The organism is Pseudomonas sp. GL-R-26, from assembly GCF_019947365.1.
Classification (GTDB): domain Bacteria; phylum Pseudomonadota; class Gammaproteobacteria; order Pseudomonadales; family Pseudomonadaceae; genus Aquipseudomonas.
On sequence record NZ_JAGYGI010000004.1, the window covers coordinates 208,966 to 225,118 of the forward strand.

Sequence of the window (16,153 nt, forward strand, 5' to 3'; positions counted from 1 at the left end):
TTTGCCTCACTGTCAAATTTTATTGAACGATCTTGTTGAGCATTTGGGCGTATCACTGCCGGTCAAAGGATCATTTTGCTCACCAGTGACGGGCAAATTATTCGATTGTTGGGGCCACTCATTTTCATAAAGATGGAACCCTCGGCACTTGCCCCCTCTGTCTCAAGGAACGCTTTATGCGCGTCGAGCATCAGCCCCTGTTGACCCGCAACCCCTGTACCCAGCGGCACCTGATCAGCTTCCATTACGGCCAGCCCGGACGCGCCGGCAAGGTTTATCTGCAAGCCAGCCTGCACGCCGACGAATTGCCCGGCATGCTGGCGCTGCATCATCTGCGTGAAATGCTCGACGGTGCCGAGGCTCGCGGACAGATCCTCGGGGAGATCGTGCTGGTCCCCATCGCCAATCCGATTGGCCTCGAACAGACCTTGATGCACGACGCGATGGGACGTTTCGATTTCAACAGCGGTGAGAATTTCAATCGCCGTTATCCTGATTTGGCCGAGACAATCAAAGATCGGTTGGCCCATGAACTGACCGGGGATGCCGATGAAAATCGGCAGATCATTCGGCGCGCCATGGCCAGCGCCTTGAAACAGATTCGCCCGACCAGCGAGATCGACTCGATGCGCCAGGCACAATTGCTGCTGGCCCACGACGCCGATTTCGTCCTCGACCTGCATTGCGATGCCCAGGCCGTGGTTCACTTGTATGGAGAAACGCCCTGTTGGTCGCAGATCGAACCGCTGGCACGCTACATCGGCGCACAGGCCAGCCTGCTGGCGAGCGGTACGGGCGCCGGTTCGTTTGACGAGGCTTGCGGTCAACCCTGGTGGCGCCTGGCCGAAGCGTTTGCCGGACGCTTTCCGATCCCTTCCGGCTGCGTCGCCGCTACCGTCGAGTTACGCGGTGAAGCGGATGTCGATCATGCATTGGCCCGCGTCGATGCCGCCGCGCTCTACGCCTTCCTGCAACACCGGGGCATCCTCGCCGGCACACCTCCGCCGATGCCTGCCCTGCTCCAGCCCGCGACACCCTTCGATGGCTCACTGACCTTGCGCGCCCCCTGCGCCGGGCTCGTGGTGTTCCTGCACAAACCCGGCGCGTGGATCGAGCGTGATGAGCCGGTGGTGCACGTCATAGACCCCATCACTGGCGCTACGCAGGTTGTATGCAGTTCCACCCGTGGCGTGATGTACATGCGCAGTGCGATTCGATTTGCGGCAGCGGGGGTCGAATTGTGCAAAGTGGCCGGGGCTACGGCACTCGAAGGCGGTGTAATGGTTTCGGCGTGATGGTGCCGCGGTCACAGGCAAGCCTGAACCGCGGCCATCGAGCCACTGAGGGGTGTCAGTTGCGAACCGTCGGTAATGCCGACAGCGCCCGCTCCCAGATCTGCCAGGTGCGCAGCCAGACCATCGCCTGCCAATCGCTGTCGGCGGGATAGAACTGCTCGAGCAGACTCAGCTTGATCTCGCGCCCTGTTACGTCATTCGGGTTGCCGTGCAGATGCAGCCAGTGGTCATCGCGCAGATGACGGTGAACGTCCGGCCCCGGGTAAGTCCCGCACTCAATGACAAACGGCATCAAGCGAACCTGCGGCAACGCATTGATCAGCGCTTGCGAGGTGTAGCCGGTGGCCGTTGCCGCCACGCCGGTTTCGCTGACGGTGTCGGCACCGGTTTGCAGGCTGTAGAGCCACGGGCCATAAATCGCCTGCGCATCCGCCAGTGCCGGATAGGCGGACTCGGTGATGGTCAACAACATCGGATGACCGTACTCGCCAGCGCCCGTGTGCAGGTCGAAACACATGGCGACCTCGGCATGGGCCACGTGCTTTTGCACGATTTTGTGCAGCGTGCGGTTCGACCAGCTCGGCGCCAGCCCGCCGAAAAACAGGCCGTCGGGATGAGCATGCTGACCGCCCTCGACAATCGACATGACTGCCGGCCAGCCGTGCAGGCGAATCTGCTCGTCGAGCAAGGCATCGGCACGATCACGCTGCGGACCGTGCAACTGCGGGCAGGCATAGATTTCATGCAGGGCGTTGTAGGCCTGGTTGTCTGGCAGCGGTCGCTGGAAATCCAGGTGATTGCGGTTCAGGTCGATGTTGTCTTCGTTGACCCGGCGCAACCACGCCATGCCCCAAGGGTTGATGGCATGGATCATGACCACGGCGACGTCCGCTGGCAGGGAGCGCTTGCCCAACTCCTGCAGCCATTTGATCTGGCAGCCCGAACCATAGAAGCCTTCGACCCCGTGAGTGCCGCTCAACGCGATCAGCAGCCGTTTGGCGCCCGGATCCCCCAGCACCGCCACATCGGTACTCAGGGGCTCGCCGAAGGGTCCTTTGAGCGGGTGTGGATACTCCGTCAGCGTTGCGCCCGCCGTGGTGGCTGCGGCCAGGAACTGTTCACGCTGGGTGCGATAGCTGGACTGGGTGGGGAACTCGGTTTGCATGTCTGCCTCTTGTTGGTTTTCCGGCCTGCCTGTTAGCAATGACCCTACAGAAAATCCCGCCATTGATGAAGGACAAAAACGTCGGTGCCGCAGGACCCGGTTTGCGTCCCTACCGGTCGGCCGATAAAGTCGGCTGATCGTAGATCCAACGGACGGAGTACCCCACGTGTTCTCAACCTTCCCTTTGCGCCGCTATCGCCTGCCAGCCCTGGTTCTGCTCGCCAGCGCCTTGACCCTTACCGCGTGCAACAACGCTTCAGTGCCGACGCTGCCACTCGCACCGGAAAGCGCTTCCGGTTTCCGCACCGACCTTAAAACTCAACACGCCGACAAATACATGGCTGCGGCAGCCAACCCGCTGGCGGCCGAAGCCGGGCGGGAGATGCTGCGCCGGGGCGGCTCGGCCATCGACGCGGCGATTGCGATGCAAGCGGTGCTGACGCTGGTCGAGCCACAGTCTTCGGGCATCGGTGGCGGCGCATTGATCGTACTTTGGGATGGCAAGGCCGTGCGCACCTACGACGGGCGTGAAACCGCCCCGGCCGGCGCCACCGAGAAGCTTTTCCTGCAAGCCAATGGACAACCGATGGGGTTCACCCAGGCGCAGATTGGCGGCCGCTCGGTGGGCACGCCCGGTGTATTGCGCGCCCTGGAACTGGCCCATCAAAAACACGGACGCCTGCCCTGGGCGCAGCTGTTAGAACCAGCCATCCGGCTCGCCGAACAAGGCTTCGCCATTTCGCCACGCCTGCACCAGTTGATCGCCGCAGATTCGTCCATGCCGCGCTCAGCGGAAATGATGGCTTACTTCCGTAATGCCGATGGCAGCCCAAAAGCCGTCGGCACAAGCTTGAAGAACCCGGCACTGGCCGCCGTGTTCAAACGCATCGCCCATGAAGGCCCGGATGCCCTGTACAAAGGCCCGGTCGCCGAGGAAATCGCAGCCAAGGTGCAGGGTCACGCGAACCCCGGCAGCCTGTCCGTGAGCGATCTCGCCAACTACCAGGCCAAGGAGCGCGCGCCACTGTGCACCGACTACAAGCGCTGGCAAGTCTGCGGCATGCCGCCGCCGTCGTCGGGCGGGATCGCCGTGGCGCAGATCCTCGGCACGCTGCAAGCCCTGGAGACCCGCGATAAACGCTTGGCGCTGGTGCCGCTGAAACCGGTCAAGACCACGGCCCCGGCCGGCATCGAACCCGACCCGCAAGCCGTGCACCTGATCTCTGAAGCCGAACGCCTGGCCTACGCCGACCGAGCTCAGTACGTCGCCGATACAGACTTCGTACCCGTGCCGGTCAAGGGCCTGGTCGACCGGACCTACCTCGCCAGCCGCGCCGCCCTGATTGGCGAACGCAGCATGGGCACGGCCAAACCCGGCACGCCGCCGGGCATCCGGGTGGCCTATGCGCCGGATCGTTCGCCGCTGCGGATTTCCACCTCGCAAGTGGTGGCCGTCGATGACACCGGCGGTGCCGTGTCGATGACCACCACCATCGAATCGGCGTTCGGCTCGCACATCATGGTTCAGGGTTTCATGCTCAACAACGAGATGACCGACTTCTCGTTCATCCCCGAGGAAAACGGGCAAAAAGTCGCCAACCGCGTCGAGCCTGGCAAACGCCCGCGCTCCTCCATGGCCCCGACCCTGATCTTCGACCGCCAGAGCGGCGAATTCCTCGCCACCGTCGGTTCCCCCGGCGGCTCGCAAATCATCGAATACGTGGCCAAGTCCACCATCGGCCTGCTCGACTGGAACCTCGATGCCCAGGCGGCCATCAACCTGCCCAACTTCGGCAGCCGCAACGGCCCGACCGAACTGGAACAGGGGCAGTTCAGCCCGACGCTGATTCAGGCGCTGAAAGACAAAGGGCACAGCGTGAGCGAGATCGACATGACCAGCGGGACCCAGGCGATTGTCCGGGTCAAGGACGCCCAAGGGAAAGCATCGCTGACAGGCGGGGCCGATCCACGGCGTGAGGGGCAAGCGTTGGGGGATTGAGTCGTACGCGTGGATGAGAAAGGGCTTACCGGTGGGTAGGCCCTTTTTATGTACACAAGCGAAAATCAGCAGCGCTTATCGACTGATCTTCAACCCCTGCCGAACCTGGTGTTTTTCCAGCGCCAGTTCGATCAGTCGCGTCACCAGTTCGCTGTAGGTCATGCCGGTGGCCTGCCACAGCTTCGGGTACATGCTGATGCGGGTGAAGCCGGGCAGCGAGTTGATTTCGTTGATCAGCACTTCGCCGCTGTCGGTCAGGAACACGTCGACGCGGGCCAGGCCGGAGCAGCCCAGCACCTGAAATGCCTCGACGGCCAGGGCGCGAATGCGTTCGCTGGCCTCGACGCTGATATTGGCCGGTACCACCACTTCAGCAGCCGTGTCGTCGATGTACTTGCTGTCGTAGGAGTAGAACCCGCTGCGTACCACGATCTCGCCGCAGCCACTGGCGATGGCGTCTTCATTGCCGAGCACCGCGCATTCAATCTCGCGGCCGCTGACGGCAGATTCGATCAACACCTTGGTATCGAAACTCAAGGCCAGTTCCACCGCAGCACTGTACTCAGCCTCGTCGGTGACCTTGCTCACGCCCACGGAAGAGCCCTGATTCGCCGGTTTGACGAACAGCGGCAAACCCAACTTGCCCCGCACCTCGGCAAACCCGGTGCGCGCCGCCGTGGCGCGGGTCAATGTCACGAACGGCGTCACGGCCAGGCCGGCATCGCGCAGCAGGCGCTTGCTGATGTCCTTGTCCATGCACACGGCCGAGCCGAGCACATCGGAGCCGACAAACGGCAGATCGGCCATGCGCAGCAAGCCTTGCAGGCAACCGTCTTCACCGAGGGTGCCGTGGACAATCGGGAAGATCACATCGACGTGACCGAGCATTTCCTGGCTGGAGGTTTCCACCAGTTGCTGAGTGGCTTTGCCCGGCACCACGGCCAGTTCGCGGTTGGACTGGTTGAGCGCGATCAGCGCCGGGTTTTCCTGGTTCAGCAAAAAGCTGGAAGGGTCGTTGAGGTGCCAATGGCCTTGTTTGTCGATGCCGATCAGTACCGGCTCGAAGCGTGAACGATCCAGCGCATCGACGATGTTTTTCGCCGACTGCAACGACACCTCATGCTCGGCCGAACGGCCCCCGAAAATGATCCCCACACGCAATTTGCTCATGACCTGGCCTCATCCTGACAAATAAAAAACAACCTGTAGCGAATGCGCCCCACGGTGCAGTATTTGCTCTTGGTTTTCTAGCCGATAAGCCGCCTTCCGATCAGAAGACAGGGAACCGCCGGCTGGGTTACCGTGTTGTGCATCAAGCTCAAGACGATCATCACCATGGCCAAGCGTCCGCCTCGCAATGACTGGTTCCTTCGCGCGCCCGATGTCGGCGGGCTGCAGCGTTTCGAGGCGTTTTTTGCCGGCCATGGCTACGACCTTCACCGCCACGACACCTATGCCATCGGCCACACCCTGGCCGGGGTGCAGAGCTTTCAGTATCGCGGCGGCTGGCGTCACAGCCTGCCGGGCGCAACGATCGTGCTGCACCCGGACGAAGCCCACGATGGCGAGGCCGGGACCGAGTCCGGTTTCCAGTACCGGATGATGTACATCGAACCGGCGCTGATCCAGCAGATGCTCGGCGGGCAAGCGCTGCCGTTCATCAAGACCGGGTTGTCGAACGATCCCCGCCTGTTCGCCGCCACGGGCGCTTTGCTGCACAGCCTGGATTGCCCGCTCGATCCACTGAAGGAACAGGACGCGCTGTTCGATCTGGCACAAGCCATGAGCGCGGTTTCCGGTGCACCGGGCAAACGCTCGGGGTTCGATTACGTGGCCGCGCAGCGGGCGCGGGAATACATCCATAGCGCCCTGGATCGCACCGTGACCCTGGAGGAACTGGCACAGCACAGTGGTCGGGATCGCTGGAGCCTGTCCCGGGATTTCCGCTTGTTGTTCGGCACCAGCCCCTACCGCTACCTGACCATGCGCCGCCTGGACATGGTCCGTGCGCTGCTGATCCAGGGTCAGAGCCTGGTCAGCGCCGCGCTGATCGCAGGTTTCACCGACCAGAGCCACATGACGCGGCAATTCAGCAAGACCTACGGCCTGTCACCGGCCCGCTGGATGAACATGCAGCGCCGTTGAGCCACGCACAATCGTACAAGAAGCGCGTTGAGTCGCTGGCTATCGTGGGTTCACCAACCTCCATGAGAGCTGTTACATGAACGCTTACGAAAGCCTGAACTTCGCTGAAAAAATCAGCCGGATCGATTCCCACTGGTCGCCCCGGGTCATCGCCGAAATGAACGACTACCAGTTCAAGGTGGTGAAGTTGCTGGGGGATTTTATCTGGCACGACCACCTCGATACCGACGAAACCTTCATCGTGCTCGAAGGCCGGTTGCGCATCGATTTTCGCGATGGCCACGTGCTGGTGAACGCAGGGGAAATGTACGTGGTGCCCAAAGGCGTCGAGCACAAACCCTGTGCCGAGCAGGAGGTAAAACTCCTGCTGATTGAACCCAAGGGCGTGCTCAACACCGGCAGCGAAGGTGGTGAGCGCACGGCCGAGAATGATGTGTGGATTTGAGCGCTGACCGGCTCAAGCCTGCAAGGTCTTGCCGTCCACCGGCTCACCAATGGTCAGGAAGTGCCCGCCCGCCACGTGGTGCAAAGTGCGCAAGGCATCTTGCCCTTCGAAGTGCCAGCGCCCTTCGCTGAACACACGTTCGTCAGCCTGGGCGGCAATCACTTCGGCCAGGAACAGATCGTACTGCTGGTGGTTGTTCGGCTCGGGCAGCAGGCGACATTCCAGCCAGGCCACGCAGCCTTCGAGCATCGGCGCATCAACCGACTCGCCGGTGAACGTCTGCAAGTCGTAGGTCTCAAACTTGTCGCGCCCCTGACCCTGGGTCAATTCCAGGCCGGAGGTCGAACCGACGGTCTGCACAATGTCGACCTGGGCGGCGCAAGGAACGTTCAGCACAAAAGTGCCCGAGGCCTCCAGCAACTGGCGAGTCCAGGTGGACTTGTCCAGCACCACGGCAATTTTCGGTGGTTCGAAATCCAGCGGCATGGCCCAGGCTGCCGCCATGATATTGCGCTGACCACCGTGGGCTGCGCTGACCAGCACGGTCGGGCCATGATTGAGCAGACGATAGGCCTTGGACAAGGGAACCGGACGGCGGTGGGAAACGCTCATGGAAGTCTGCTCCAGGGGGAAAAGAGCCGATTGTAACGACATCCCAAATGAAAATATCGCAGCCTGCGGTCGCTCCTTCAAAGTGGTCCATCACCCGAGCAGGTACCATTCAACCGCTTGTTCGTGTCGTGTGATCCTGTCGGAAAAGGGCCAAATGCGCATCTGGTAGCGCTGGACCAGTTGTGTCGGCAAGATCTCGCCCTGTTCGAAATACCGAGCGACGCTCCTGTCTACTGAGTGGTGGCGGGGAAGCCAGCCCACCTTCCAGTATCCACTTACCGGACAGGCTTGGCCGCTATGGCAGTTCGGTGCCGACAAATGAGATTGGCTAAATGCAGGCGATCCCGGTAGCCCCTGTCCAGTGGCCGGATCCAGAAGCTTGGCTTTGGCCAGTTGGTTGATCAGCGCTTCGCTGGGTTTTTCAGGGGGGACATTGGCCAGGCGTTCTTCGAGCCATTTGAGTTTGCCGTCCCAGGATGGCAACGGCGCGGGTGGCAGTGGGACGATTTCGTTGATCTCGGGGACTTTGGGATTGGCGTAGGAGTAGCCCGAGAGGATTTTCCAGATTTTTTCGTAGCGATCGGCGCGTTCGAGGTCTTCCTGTTGACCGAGGTAGTGCAAGCGATTATCTGGCTTAGGGTCACGGAAGCCTTTTTCCAATCGGCCGGCAGCGCCGTCGTTACCAGCTACAACGCCCATCTGGAAGAGCTCAAGCGCTTCTTGGTACTTTCCTTTGTTCTTAAAGTGGACCCCTAGGGCGAGGGCTGATTTACCATGACCTTGTTCTGCTGCGCAACGGCGCATCTGCCGGGCAACGTCCGGGGCGACGTCGATCGGCGCCAACTTGTCTGCGATATAGGCTTGAGCCAGTGCATTACCTTCATCAGCGGCTTTGCGATAGTAACGCAACGCTATTTCGTGATCTTTCTGCAGCCCGGCTGCGCCGTGCTGCAGAAAGATGCCAACAAAGTAGTATCCTGTTGCCACTCCCGCGTCGATTAGTTGCTCACTCATGCGCAAATGCTCTTTCCCACGGAGTTTGAAAGTACCGCGCATGGCACCGTTCTGCAGGTTGATATTGGCTTTGTAATGGCCGTTCTCACTGGCGATGCGGTACAAGCGCTCGATCTCTGCATCAACAGTCTTGTCCTGTTTGAGTTGATTGTTCTTTTGCAACCAGCGCGCGTATTGGAACAGCATATCGGCCTCGGCGGAGGCCGCAGGGATCTGCTCGTGGACACAGGTGAAAGCCAGCTTGGCCTTGATTCCAGTTGACGGGTTCAAGGGCGTCTCCTTGGTCGAAGTAGAAATAGAACTGCTGGTATCGCAAGCGACCAGCAGCAGATATGAAAGCAACAAGACCCGGCGCATCAGTCGAGGTCCGACAGGTCGGATTCGCCGTAGTGGAACTCCACGAGGGGGGCACAAGGCACATCCTTGTCTTCCTGAAAATCTTTGTTGTCGTCGATGATCCACTGCCAAGCTTCGAATGCTTCCTCCGGATCATCCTGCGCGCCCACTCCATTCGTATGCATCTCCCACAACCGCCGCCGCAACCCCTGCGTCACACTCGCCCACTCATGCGCAATATTCAGTTCGCTATCCACCTGCATGCTGCGGGTGTTGATGTTGGCCGAGCCGTGAGTGGTGAACACATCGTCGACGATCATTAGCTTGGAGTGGATGTACACCGGCATCCATTCCTTACCCGCCGGCGAATCGGGGGCGACCAGCGAGCACACGTGGACTTTCAGACCGGGTAACTCCGGAGGACGAACGAAAGCATCTCGCTCAATTGCCCTGATTTCATCACTGAGCACCGCCTGCCGCCACTTGTTGTCCGAAGCACTGTCCCGTTGAGCTTCCCTGGCTTTATCGCTGAGATCGGTTCCTCCCATCGCGTCGGTAAGGCCCGTCAGCATGAGCAACGCCTGACGCTCCAGGCGTTCGCCAAAGCTGGTTTCCAGTGCGGCAGCCTGCGCTTTTGCCTGTTCGGTGCGCCGTAGCTCGGTGATTTTTGGCATGGTATGACCATGCCCGAGGCTTTCCAGCATGCGCTGGGTGTTCACGGTGCCGGAGCCTATGCCGCCCTTGCTTGCGTTGGTGATCACAAACAGGTGCAAGGGGCCATGTACGGCGGGGTCGCGCCCGGCCTTGGTCTGGCCGGCGGCGACGGCCTTGATCAATTCGGCCAGTGGCGGCCAGCGGAAATACTGGTTTTCGATGTAGATGAACTGGGTCGCGTTGTTGACGGCTTGCAGGTAGAGCTGTTCGATGTCCCGTTTGCCCTCCTGGGCTTGGGTGCGCAGGATCTGCGCGATCTGTCGGGTGGCGTCCGGAGAGCATTGCAACTGCGGCCCGATCTCTTTGGCTTGGCGCAGGTCGAGCAAGTTTTCGCCGGTTTCCTTGCGCCAGGCGCTGGCGAAGTTGTGGTGCAGGTGTTCCAGGATCGGCCCGCTGACCTGGCTGGAAATATCCTGACGTGGGGTATCGCCACGCGGGCCCTTGTTGGGGGCGGGTTTGGTGTCCTTGTCACGGTTCACTGCCAGATGGTCGTTGGTGTCCCAGTACTCGTCGAGCATGTTGTGACCCATGACGAAACCGATGGCACGGTCCGGCAGTTCATAATCGACAAGAACGGTTTTTTGATGATGGGTCGCTGTCGCAGTCAGGATGAATTGCGTAGTGGCGCTGACCTGCGGGTCGAGACTTTTGTACATCGCCTGATGGGCTATTTCGGCCCTTTCAAACACGCTGAAACCGCGACTGACGAACACTGGCGTGTTGCGAGCCGCCAGATGCGCAGCGGCCATGTTGTCGGCTAGCGAACAGTTGGCAAACCACTGGCGGTCATAAGCATATTGCTCAGCCGTGGAGGGTTGCATCGCCCGGTCGTATATCCGGTACGGGCCTTTACCGGGTAGATTGGCTTCGTCGGCAAAACCCGCGCTGTTAAACGGCATTTCCCACCCCAGTATCCGCACTTTGACACCTTCGCGAGCCATGGCCATGAGCAATTCACCGATACGCGGGGATATTCCATCGCGGATGAAATACATCGACGGCTGAAAGCCCCAGCAGATGATGTCGACTGTTGCCTTGGCCTTTGAAATGGCCAGGTGCACGGCCCGGAATGTTTCTTCCCCATTGATCAATGGTTGATAAGTCGCCTTGGCGGGAGGGTATTCGGTATTGCGCACATACCATGGCGGGGTACAGGTCACCTCTTGGGTGTGCTGGAGTGCGACCGGCGTCACGATTTCGTATTGGCTCATGGTGTTTTCCCTTCCTGATCACTGGCTCCTTCCATCACCGTGACATACAGGCCTCGGTGATCCGTGTGCGATGTGGGTTGACTCAACTCGGCGTGGGCTTGCGAGGGATGGTTGTGCAGGCCGCGATTGGCGAGTTCCGCCTGTCCGGCGTTGCGGTAGTCGGTTGGCACCGGGATCTGGTAAGTCACACCGTTGGCCATGACCAATCGGTAGCCCCGTGTCACCACCTGATGATCGATCAGTAGTTGCCCGGAAGCGTCCAGCACACCTTGCTTGAGCTCGGCACCGTCGGCGTACAGCGTGTAGGGCATGCCTGCCCAGACTTGGTGGTTGGCGTTGGGGGCTTGCGATACGTTGAATCGCAGCGTCTGTTTGGACAGGCTTTGCGGGTAATCCGGATGCGTGGCTTTCATGCTCGCCGGGCCGCTGTACTCGAAATGCGCCGACTTGACCTTGTGATCCCCCGCCGTACCCGATTCGATGCAGCACTCATCCAGGCTGAGGTAACTACCGCCGCCGTTGAGGACGATTTTTTTCTTCGCGGTGATGTGGATTTCGTCCTCGGTGCTGGTGATGTCCAGACCGTGCCGTGCAATCAGCTCCAGACGATCGTTTTGCGCCTGCACACTCACCGGGCCCTGATTGGCGATCAGCTTGATGCCGAGCTTGCGCACGAACAGGCTCAGGCCTTGGCCCACGCCGACGAACAGGCGCTTGACCACGCTGAGGTCGGCTGCGCCGCCGGCGTTGAGCATCAGGTTGTCCTTGGCCGCCAGTTGCAGGTGTTTTCCGCTGGTGAGGGCGATGCCTTGCGGGGCGCTGAGCAGCAGGACCTGGGATTTGAGCTCTTCCAAGTCTTGACGCAGCAGGTTGAGTTGCGCAGCCACGTCCGCCGGTTCGGCTTTAGCGGTCTGCGCGTCAGTGGAGAGCTGTTGCAACTGTTCGTCGGCCTGTTGCAGGCGGTCGACGGCATCCGCCATGTTCAGCACCGGCCCCTGCGCCTTGGCCTGCGCGTCGGCACTGATGAACACGCCTTTGCCGCCTCTTATGGCGCCCCAATCATCCGTACGCAGCTCAAAGCCTTCCCCCCGCTTCTTCCGCTGGCCATCCACCAGATGCCCCAGATTCAACTGGCTCTTGCCGCCATACTCGGTACTGAGCTTGATGTGCTCCTGCCCCCGCGTGTCATCCAGGCGCAACTTGTTATTGGCCGGCGTACGCAGCACGTTGCGGTGGTCGTTGCGCTGGGTCACCAGGTCGGGGTGCTGGTCGTCGTGCAGGGCGTGGGCGATGTAGGGGCGGTCAGGGTCGCCCTGTTCGAAGGCGATCGCCACTTCGGTGCCGGCGATCAGCGGCAGGTGCAGGCCGTAGGTGTCGCCGGCGTAGGCGCGGGCCTGGCGTAGCCATTTGCTTTCGCGGCCGGCGGGCCAGGTGTCGCGGTCGAAGAGGAACTTGACCCGGTAGCGCCCTTGCAGGTCGATTTCGGTGTACAGGGGGTTGCTCTGGGGGTGGGTGATGCGTGCCGGCAGGGTGCCGGCGATTTGTGGTTTGGGCGGTACTTCTGGGCGAAAGCACAGGCGCAACGCGTAGGGCATGGCTTCGAAATCGCAGGTCAGGCTGCGGTCGCGGGCGGCGCGGGTGGTGATCTTTGTGATCACCACGCGGGAGGCGAAGGCCTTGGGGGCGTCGCCGCTGATGGTCAGGACCTGACCCGGGGCCAGGGTGGCGCTGCTGCTGGTGCCGCTCAGGTGGGTCTGGTTGTTGAGGTAGCGTTCGTGGCGCAGGCGCGCATAGAAAAAGCCGCTTTCGCTTTGCAGGTCTTCGTCGCGCAGGTGGGACTTGCCGAGCACGCGGTAGGGTTCGGCGTAGTGGTAGGCGTCGCCGTAGGTGTTATCGGCGACGCCACGGGTCGTGGCCACGCCGTGAGTGGTGGGCTCGCCGAGGGTCTGGTCGACCTCGCCGTCGAGCCAGGCGCGGCTGTCGTCGGGGTGATAGGCGCGTACGCTGACGTGCTGTTCCACCACCCGATGGCGGGTTTGCAGGGCCCAGACGCTGTCCTGCTCGCTGTTGCTGAAGCCCGAGGGCGAGTGCAGCGGCAGCTCGACGTCGAACTGGTAGCAGCGCTGGTCGTCGCAGAACTCGACGACGTCGAAGGCGAGCTCTTCGTGCTGGATGCAGCGGTACCAGATGCCGACCTCGGCCAGGATCCGGCTGATGAAAGCCAGGTCGCTTTCCTGGTACTGCATCACCTGCTCGCGCTGCGGGTACTCGCGCTTGAGGTTGAAGCGAAAGTGCCCGGTGTCCAGACCGTGGCGGTCGCGCAGAATGCTTTTGACGATGTCTGGCACGGACTGGTGCTGATAGATCCGCGTTTGCTGGCCGCGATCGAGCAGGGCCAGGCGCGGTTGCAGGGTGACTTCGTAGCGGGCTTCGTCGATTGAGCCGGACAGGCGCTGGCAGCCGGTGATGCGGCCGTACAGCGTGCGCATCGGTGTGGGTGGCTTGGGCACTTCCCAGTCGAACACGGGCACGTTGGACGGTGCGTCGTACAGGCTGAACTCAGCGAACTGGCCGATGAATTTTTCCGCGCCGATGTCGAGGTCGCTGGCGGTGAATTCGATGCGGTAGAGGTAGGGTTGGCTAAGGTACTCATGGCCCTCGAAGGCGAGGACGTCGAGGTGGGTGTCGAGCTGGTCGATCTTGAGTGTGTGGCGGTTGTGGTCGAAGAAGACGGGCAGAATGGTGTTCAAGTACGGACCTCCCTGGGACATTGGGGGAGGCTTCATTTCCATCCCCGTTCAAGCGCTCGACAGCTTTCAGGAAGGAAAAAAAGGTTGATATAGGATGCTTCCGGCGCACTCGTAGGATGCGTCCGAGTGTTAACACCACTAACCTGTAGGACCGTTCGCTATCTTGTCGGCGCCCAGTGCCGCGGCTGCTTTTTGACAGGGTTAAACCGTTCGGGTCGAACGCTACTCCAGAGCGCAAACCCTGCGTGTTTAAAAGCCCTCAAGGTTACTTCGTGAAAGCCACAGCGCCTTGCGTCGTTGCCTACACATACTCCAGAATCCGCCGGCTTGTACGCCTTGGGGCTGGGTTTTATCGTTTGCTGGTCGCTGAAAAAAAACAGCGATCGGGTTTGGTAGCCCGTCCTCATATGGCGTATAGCGTCACCATTTCCAGGTGCTTTTCTACGGCACTTGTATCAATGGCGACCATGCGCAGGGCACCCTCGGGTGCGCCGGGTTTGCCATATGGGCCGGTCTACCAACCTTCGCATGGTCACCACCTTTCGTTTGGTAGCGAGGGTGATGACTCCATCAATCCCATATGGAGTTTCATCTATGTTCAAACCGACACCTAACCCCCCGGAAACCGATCCGGAAACGTCTTCAGAAACCCTCGATTCAAATACACTTCACGAGCCGTCCGAACGTATCCCCTCAGCCGCTGACATCCGCGCCACCCCACGCAAGCTCTGCACCATGTTTATCGTCAACACGGACCTCCATGCCGAAACCCTACTCACTCATGCCTGCGAGTCACTGGCATCGGCCAATGTCATGACCATGGATCTGGCGGATCGTACGGAGGGGACAAGTCGCAATACCCTGCTGGGGATTGCCCAAGTCATCATGCTGGGGGAACTGGCGGTGAACCGGGCGCTGTATCGGATTGATCCGCCCGAATAGAAATCAAAAGATCAAAAGATCGCAGTCTGCGGCAGCTCCTACATTGGATTGACGTACATCCTGTAGGAGTTGCTGCTGCGATCTCTTAACGATTAGACACTAGTTGGACAACTGATTGGCAAACTGCCCCACCGCATTGACCACTTTCTGCGCGCCGTCCTGGATCTCGACGATCACCGTGCCCGCTTCCGCCGCCAGCGCCAGGCCCTGTTCGGCCTGAAGCTTGCCGTCGGTCATCAGGGCCACGGCGTTGCGCGCCATGTCCTGGTTCTGCCGCACCACGAGGACGATTTCGTCGGTGGCCTGGCTGGTGCGCGAAGCCAGTTGCCGAACCTCATCCGCCACCACGGCGAAGCCCCGCCCCTGCTCGCCCGCACGGGCCGCTTCGATGGCCGCGTTGAGCGCCAGCAGGTTGGTCTGCTCGGCAATGCCGCTGATGGTTTTGACAATGGTACCGATCACCAGCGATTGCTCGTTCAGGGCTTCGATGCCATCACCAGCGGTTTGCATATGCCTGGCCAGGTCGCGCATCACGTCCACGGCCTGGGTCACCACGGCGTTACCGCGCTGGGCGCTTTGGTCGGTTTGCTGCGAGGTGCTGTAGGCAATGTTGGCGGCCTCGGCGACGGCTTGTTCCTGATTGACCTGATCGGTAATCACCGTGGCGAACTTCACCACCTTGTAGAGCTTGTTGTTGGCATCGGCCACCGGGTTGTAGGACGCCTCCAGCCAGACCGTACGACCATGGCTGTCGACACGTTTGAAACGGTCGGCTACGTACTCGCCCGCGTTCAGGCGACGCCAGAAGTCCTGGTACTCGGCACTGTTGTACTCCTCCGGCAGGCAGAAGGTGCGGTGATGCTTGCCTTTGATCTGCGCCAGGCTGTAAGCCATGCCACTGAGGAAGCGGTCGTTGGCGGTCAGCACGTTGCCATTGAGGTCGAATTCGATCACCGCTGTAGAGCGCACCAGCGCGCCGATCAGGTTCTCGTGTTCGCGGGAGGCCTCGATGGTGCGGGTAAGGTCGCTGGAGAAAATCGAAAAATGCCTGATCCGCCCATCTGCCGAGCGCACCGGTTGCAGGATCGAACGCAACCACGCTTCCTGGCCGGTACCGCGCAACAGGCGCACTGCGCCGGCGAAGTGCTCGCCACGGGTCAGCGCGCTCTTGAAACGCTGCTGGAATTCATCGGATTTCACGTGGTCCGGGACCAGGTCGTCGATGTGTCGGCCAATCAGATCGCCGCTCTTGTAATGCATTTCGCCAAGGAAGTTCTGATTGACCGACTGAACCCGTCCATCGCTGTCGAGGGTCAGCACCAGCATCTCGCTTTCCAGACTTTCCTTCACTTGCTGAAGGCTGGAGAGTTCTTCACGAAGAGCCGACAGCTCCTGCTTCAAGCGTTTATTGAACATGGGAAAGCACCGATGGACATGGGTAGAAAGCGATATGCAGCCTAACCATCGGCCTTGGAAACATTTACTTAAGCGTGTTCCGGGCTTGTCCTACAAAAAATAGTCGTGA

12 protein-coding genes and 1 pseudogene are annotated in these 16,153 nt (G+C 60.8%); 5 read left to right on the forward strand and 8 right to left on the reverse strand.

What is annotated here, in order from left to right:
• Positions 1-176 precede the first annotated feature (176 nt).
• Entirely contained in the window at positions 177-1,295 is a 1,119-nt protein-coding gene (locus tag KGA96_RS06970; RefSeq protein WP_046041847.1) for a succinylglutamate desuccinylase/aspartoacylase family protein, read from the forward strand.
• A 55-nt stretch (positions 1,296-1,350) separates the two neighbouring features.
• Here the strand turns inward: KGA96_RS06970 and KGA96_RS06975 are convergent, their stop codons facing one another.
• Positions 1,351-2,460 carry a DUF2817 domain-containing protein gene (locus KGA96_RS06975; RefSeq protein WP_046041846.1) on the reverse strand — a complete coding sequence of 370 codons (1,110 nt, stop codon included), beginning with the start codon at positions 2,458-2,460 and terminating at the stop codon, positions 1,351-1,353.
• Between the two features lie 166 nt (positions 2,461-2,626).
• Here KGA96_RS06975 and ggt point away from each other — a divergent pair, with 166 nt between their 5' ends.
• The gene (gene ggt / locus KGA96_RS06980) at positions 2,627-4,459 is read left to right on the forward strand and encodes a gamma-glutamyltransferase (protein ID WP_223512065.1); all 1,833 of its coding nucleotides are present in this window, start codon (positions 2,627-2,629) and stop codon (positions 4,457-4,459) included.
• Between the two features lie 75 nt (positions 4,460-4,534).
• On the opposite strand, the gene ddlA is transcribed toward ggt, so the two are convergent.
• On the reverse strand, positions 4,535-5,629 hold the full coding sequence (ddlA, locus tag KGA96_RS06985; RefSeq protein ID WP_046041844.1) for a D-alanine--D-alanine ligase: 1,095 nt from the start codon (positions 5,627-5,629) through the stop codon (positions 4,535-4,537).
• Positions 5,630-5,794: 165 nt separating this feature from the next.
• Between ddlA and KGA96_RS06990 the strand changes: the two genes are divergently transcribed.
• Entirely contained in the window at positions 5,795-6,604 is an 810-nt protein-coding gene (locus tag KGA96_RS06990) for an AraC family transcriptional regulator (RefSeq protein WP_046042015.1), read from the forward strand.
• A 76-nt stretch (positions 6,605-6,680) separates the two neighbouring features.
• Positions 6,681-7,049, forward strand: coding sequence for a cupin domain-containing protein (locus KGA96_RS06995; RefSeq protein WP_046041843.1), 369 nt, complete (start codon positions 6,681-6,683; stop codon positions 7,047-7,049).
• Between the two features lie 12 nt (positions 7,050-7,061).
• Here the strand turns inward: KGA96_RS06995 and KGA96_RS07000 are convergent, their stop codons facing one another.
• The 4 genes from KGA96_RS07000 to KGA96_RS07015 form a co-directional block, all read right to left on the reverse strand.
• A complete protein-coding gene (locus KGA96_RS07000) occupies positions 7,062-7,661 on the reverse strand; it encodes a flavin reductase family protein (RefSeq protein ID WP_046041842.1) in 600 nt (199 codons plus the stop codon).
• A 90-nt stretch (positions 7,662-7,751) separates the two neighbouring features.
• Positions 7,752-9,032, reverse strand: coding sequence for a sel1 repeat family protein (locus KGA96_RS07005; RefSeq protein ID WP_223512067.1), 1,281 nt, complete (start codon positions 9,030-9,032; stop codon positions 7,752-7,754).
• Entirely contained in the window at positions 9,032-10,936 is a 1,905-nt protein-coding gene (locus KGA96_RS07010) for a phospholipase D-like domain-containing protein (protein ID WP_223512069.1), read from the reverse strand. The genes KGA96_RS07005 and KGA96_RS07010 overlap by 1 nt, the downstream gene beginning before the upstream one ends.
• Complete coding sequence (locus KGA96_RS07015; RefSeq protein WP_223512071.1) at positions 10,933-13,686, reverse strand: type VI secretion system Vgr family protein; 2,754 nt, start codon at positions 13,684-13,686, stop codon at positions 10,933-10,935. Before KGA96_RS07015 ends, KGA96_RS07010 begins: the two co-directional genes overlap by 4 nt.
• Before the next feature lie 594 nt (positions 13,687-14,280).
• On the opposite strand from KGA96_RS07015, the gene KGA96_RS07020 reads away from it, so the two are divergent.
• Positions 14,281-14,628 (forward strand): DUF6124 family protein, encoded by a 348-nt coding sequence (locus tag KGA96_RS07020; RefSeq protein WP_046043796.1) that lies wholly within the window; start codon positions 14,281-14,283, stop codon positions 14,626-14,628.
• A 99-nt stretch (positions 14,629-14,727) separates the two neighbouring features.
• On the opposite strand, the gene KGA96_RS29850 is transcribed toward KGA96_RS07020, so the two are convergent.
• Both KGA96_RS29850 and KGA96_RS29855 read right to left on the reverse strand, forming a co-directional pair.
• On the reverse strand, positions 14,728-15,336 hold the full coding sequence (locus KGA96_RS29850; protein WP_411741583.1) for a methyl-accepting chemotaxis protein: 609 nt from the start codon (positions 15,334-15,336) through the stop codon (positions 14,728-14,730).
• A pseudogene (locus KGA96_RS29855) lies at positions 15,316-16,044 on the reverse strand (PAS domain-containing protein); the annotation flags it as partial. The gene KGA96_RS29850 and the pseudogene KGA96_RS29855, both read right to left, overlap by 21 nt.
• Positions 16,045-16,153 lie beyond the last annotated feature (109 nt).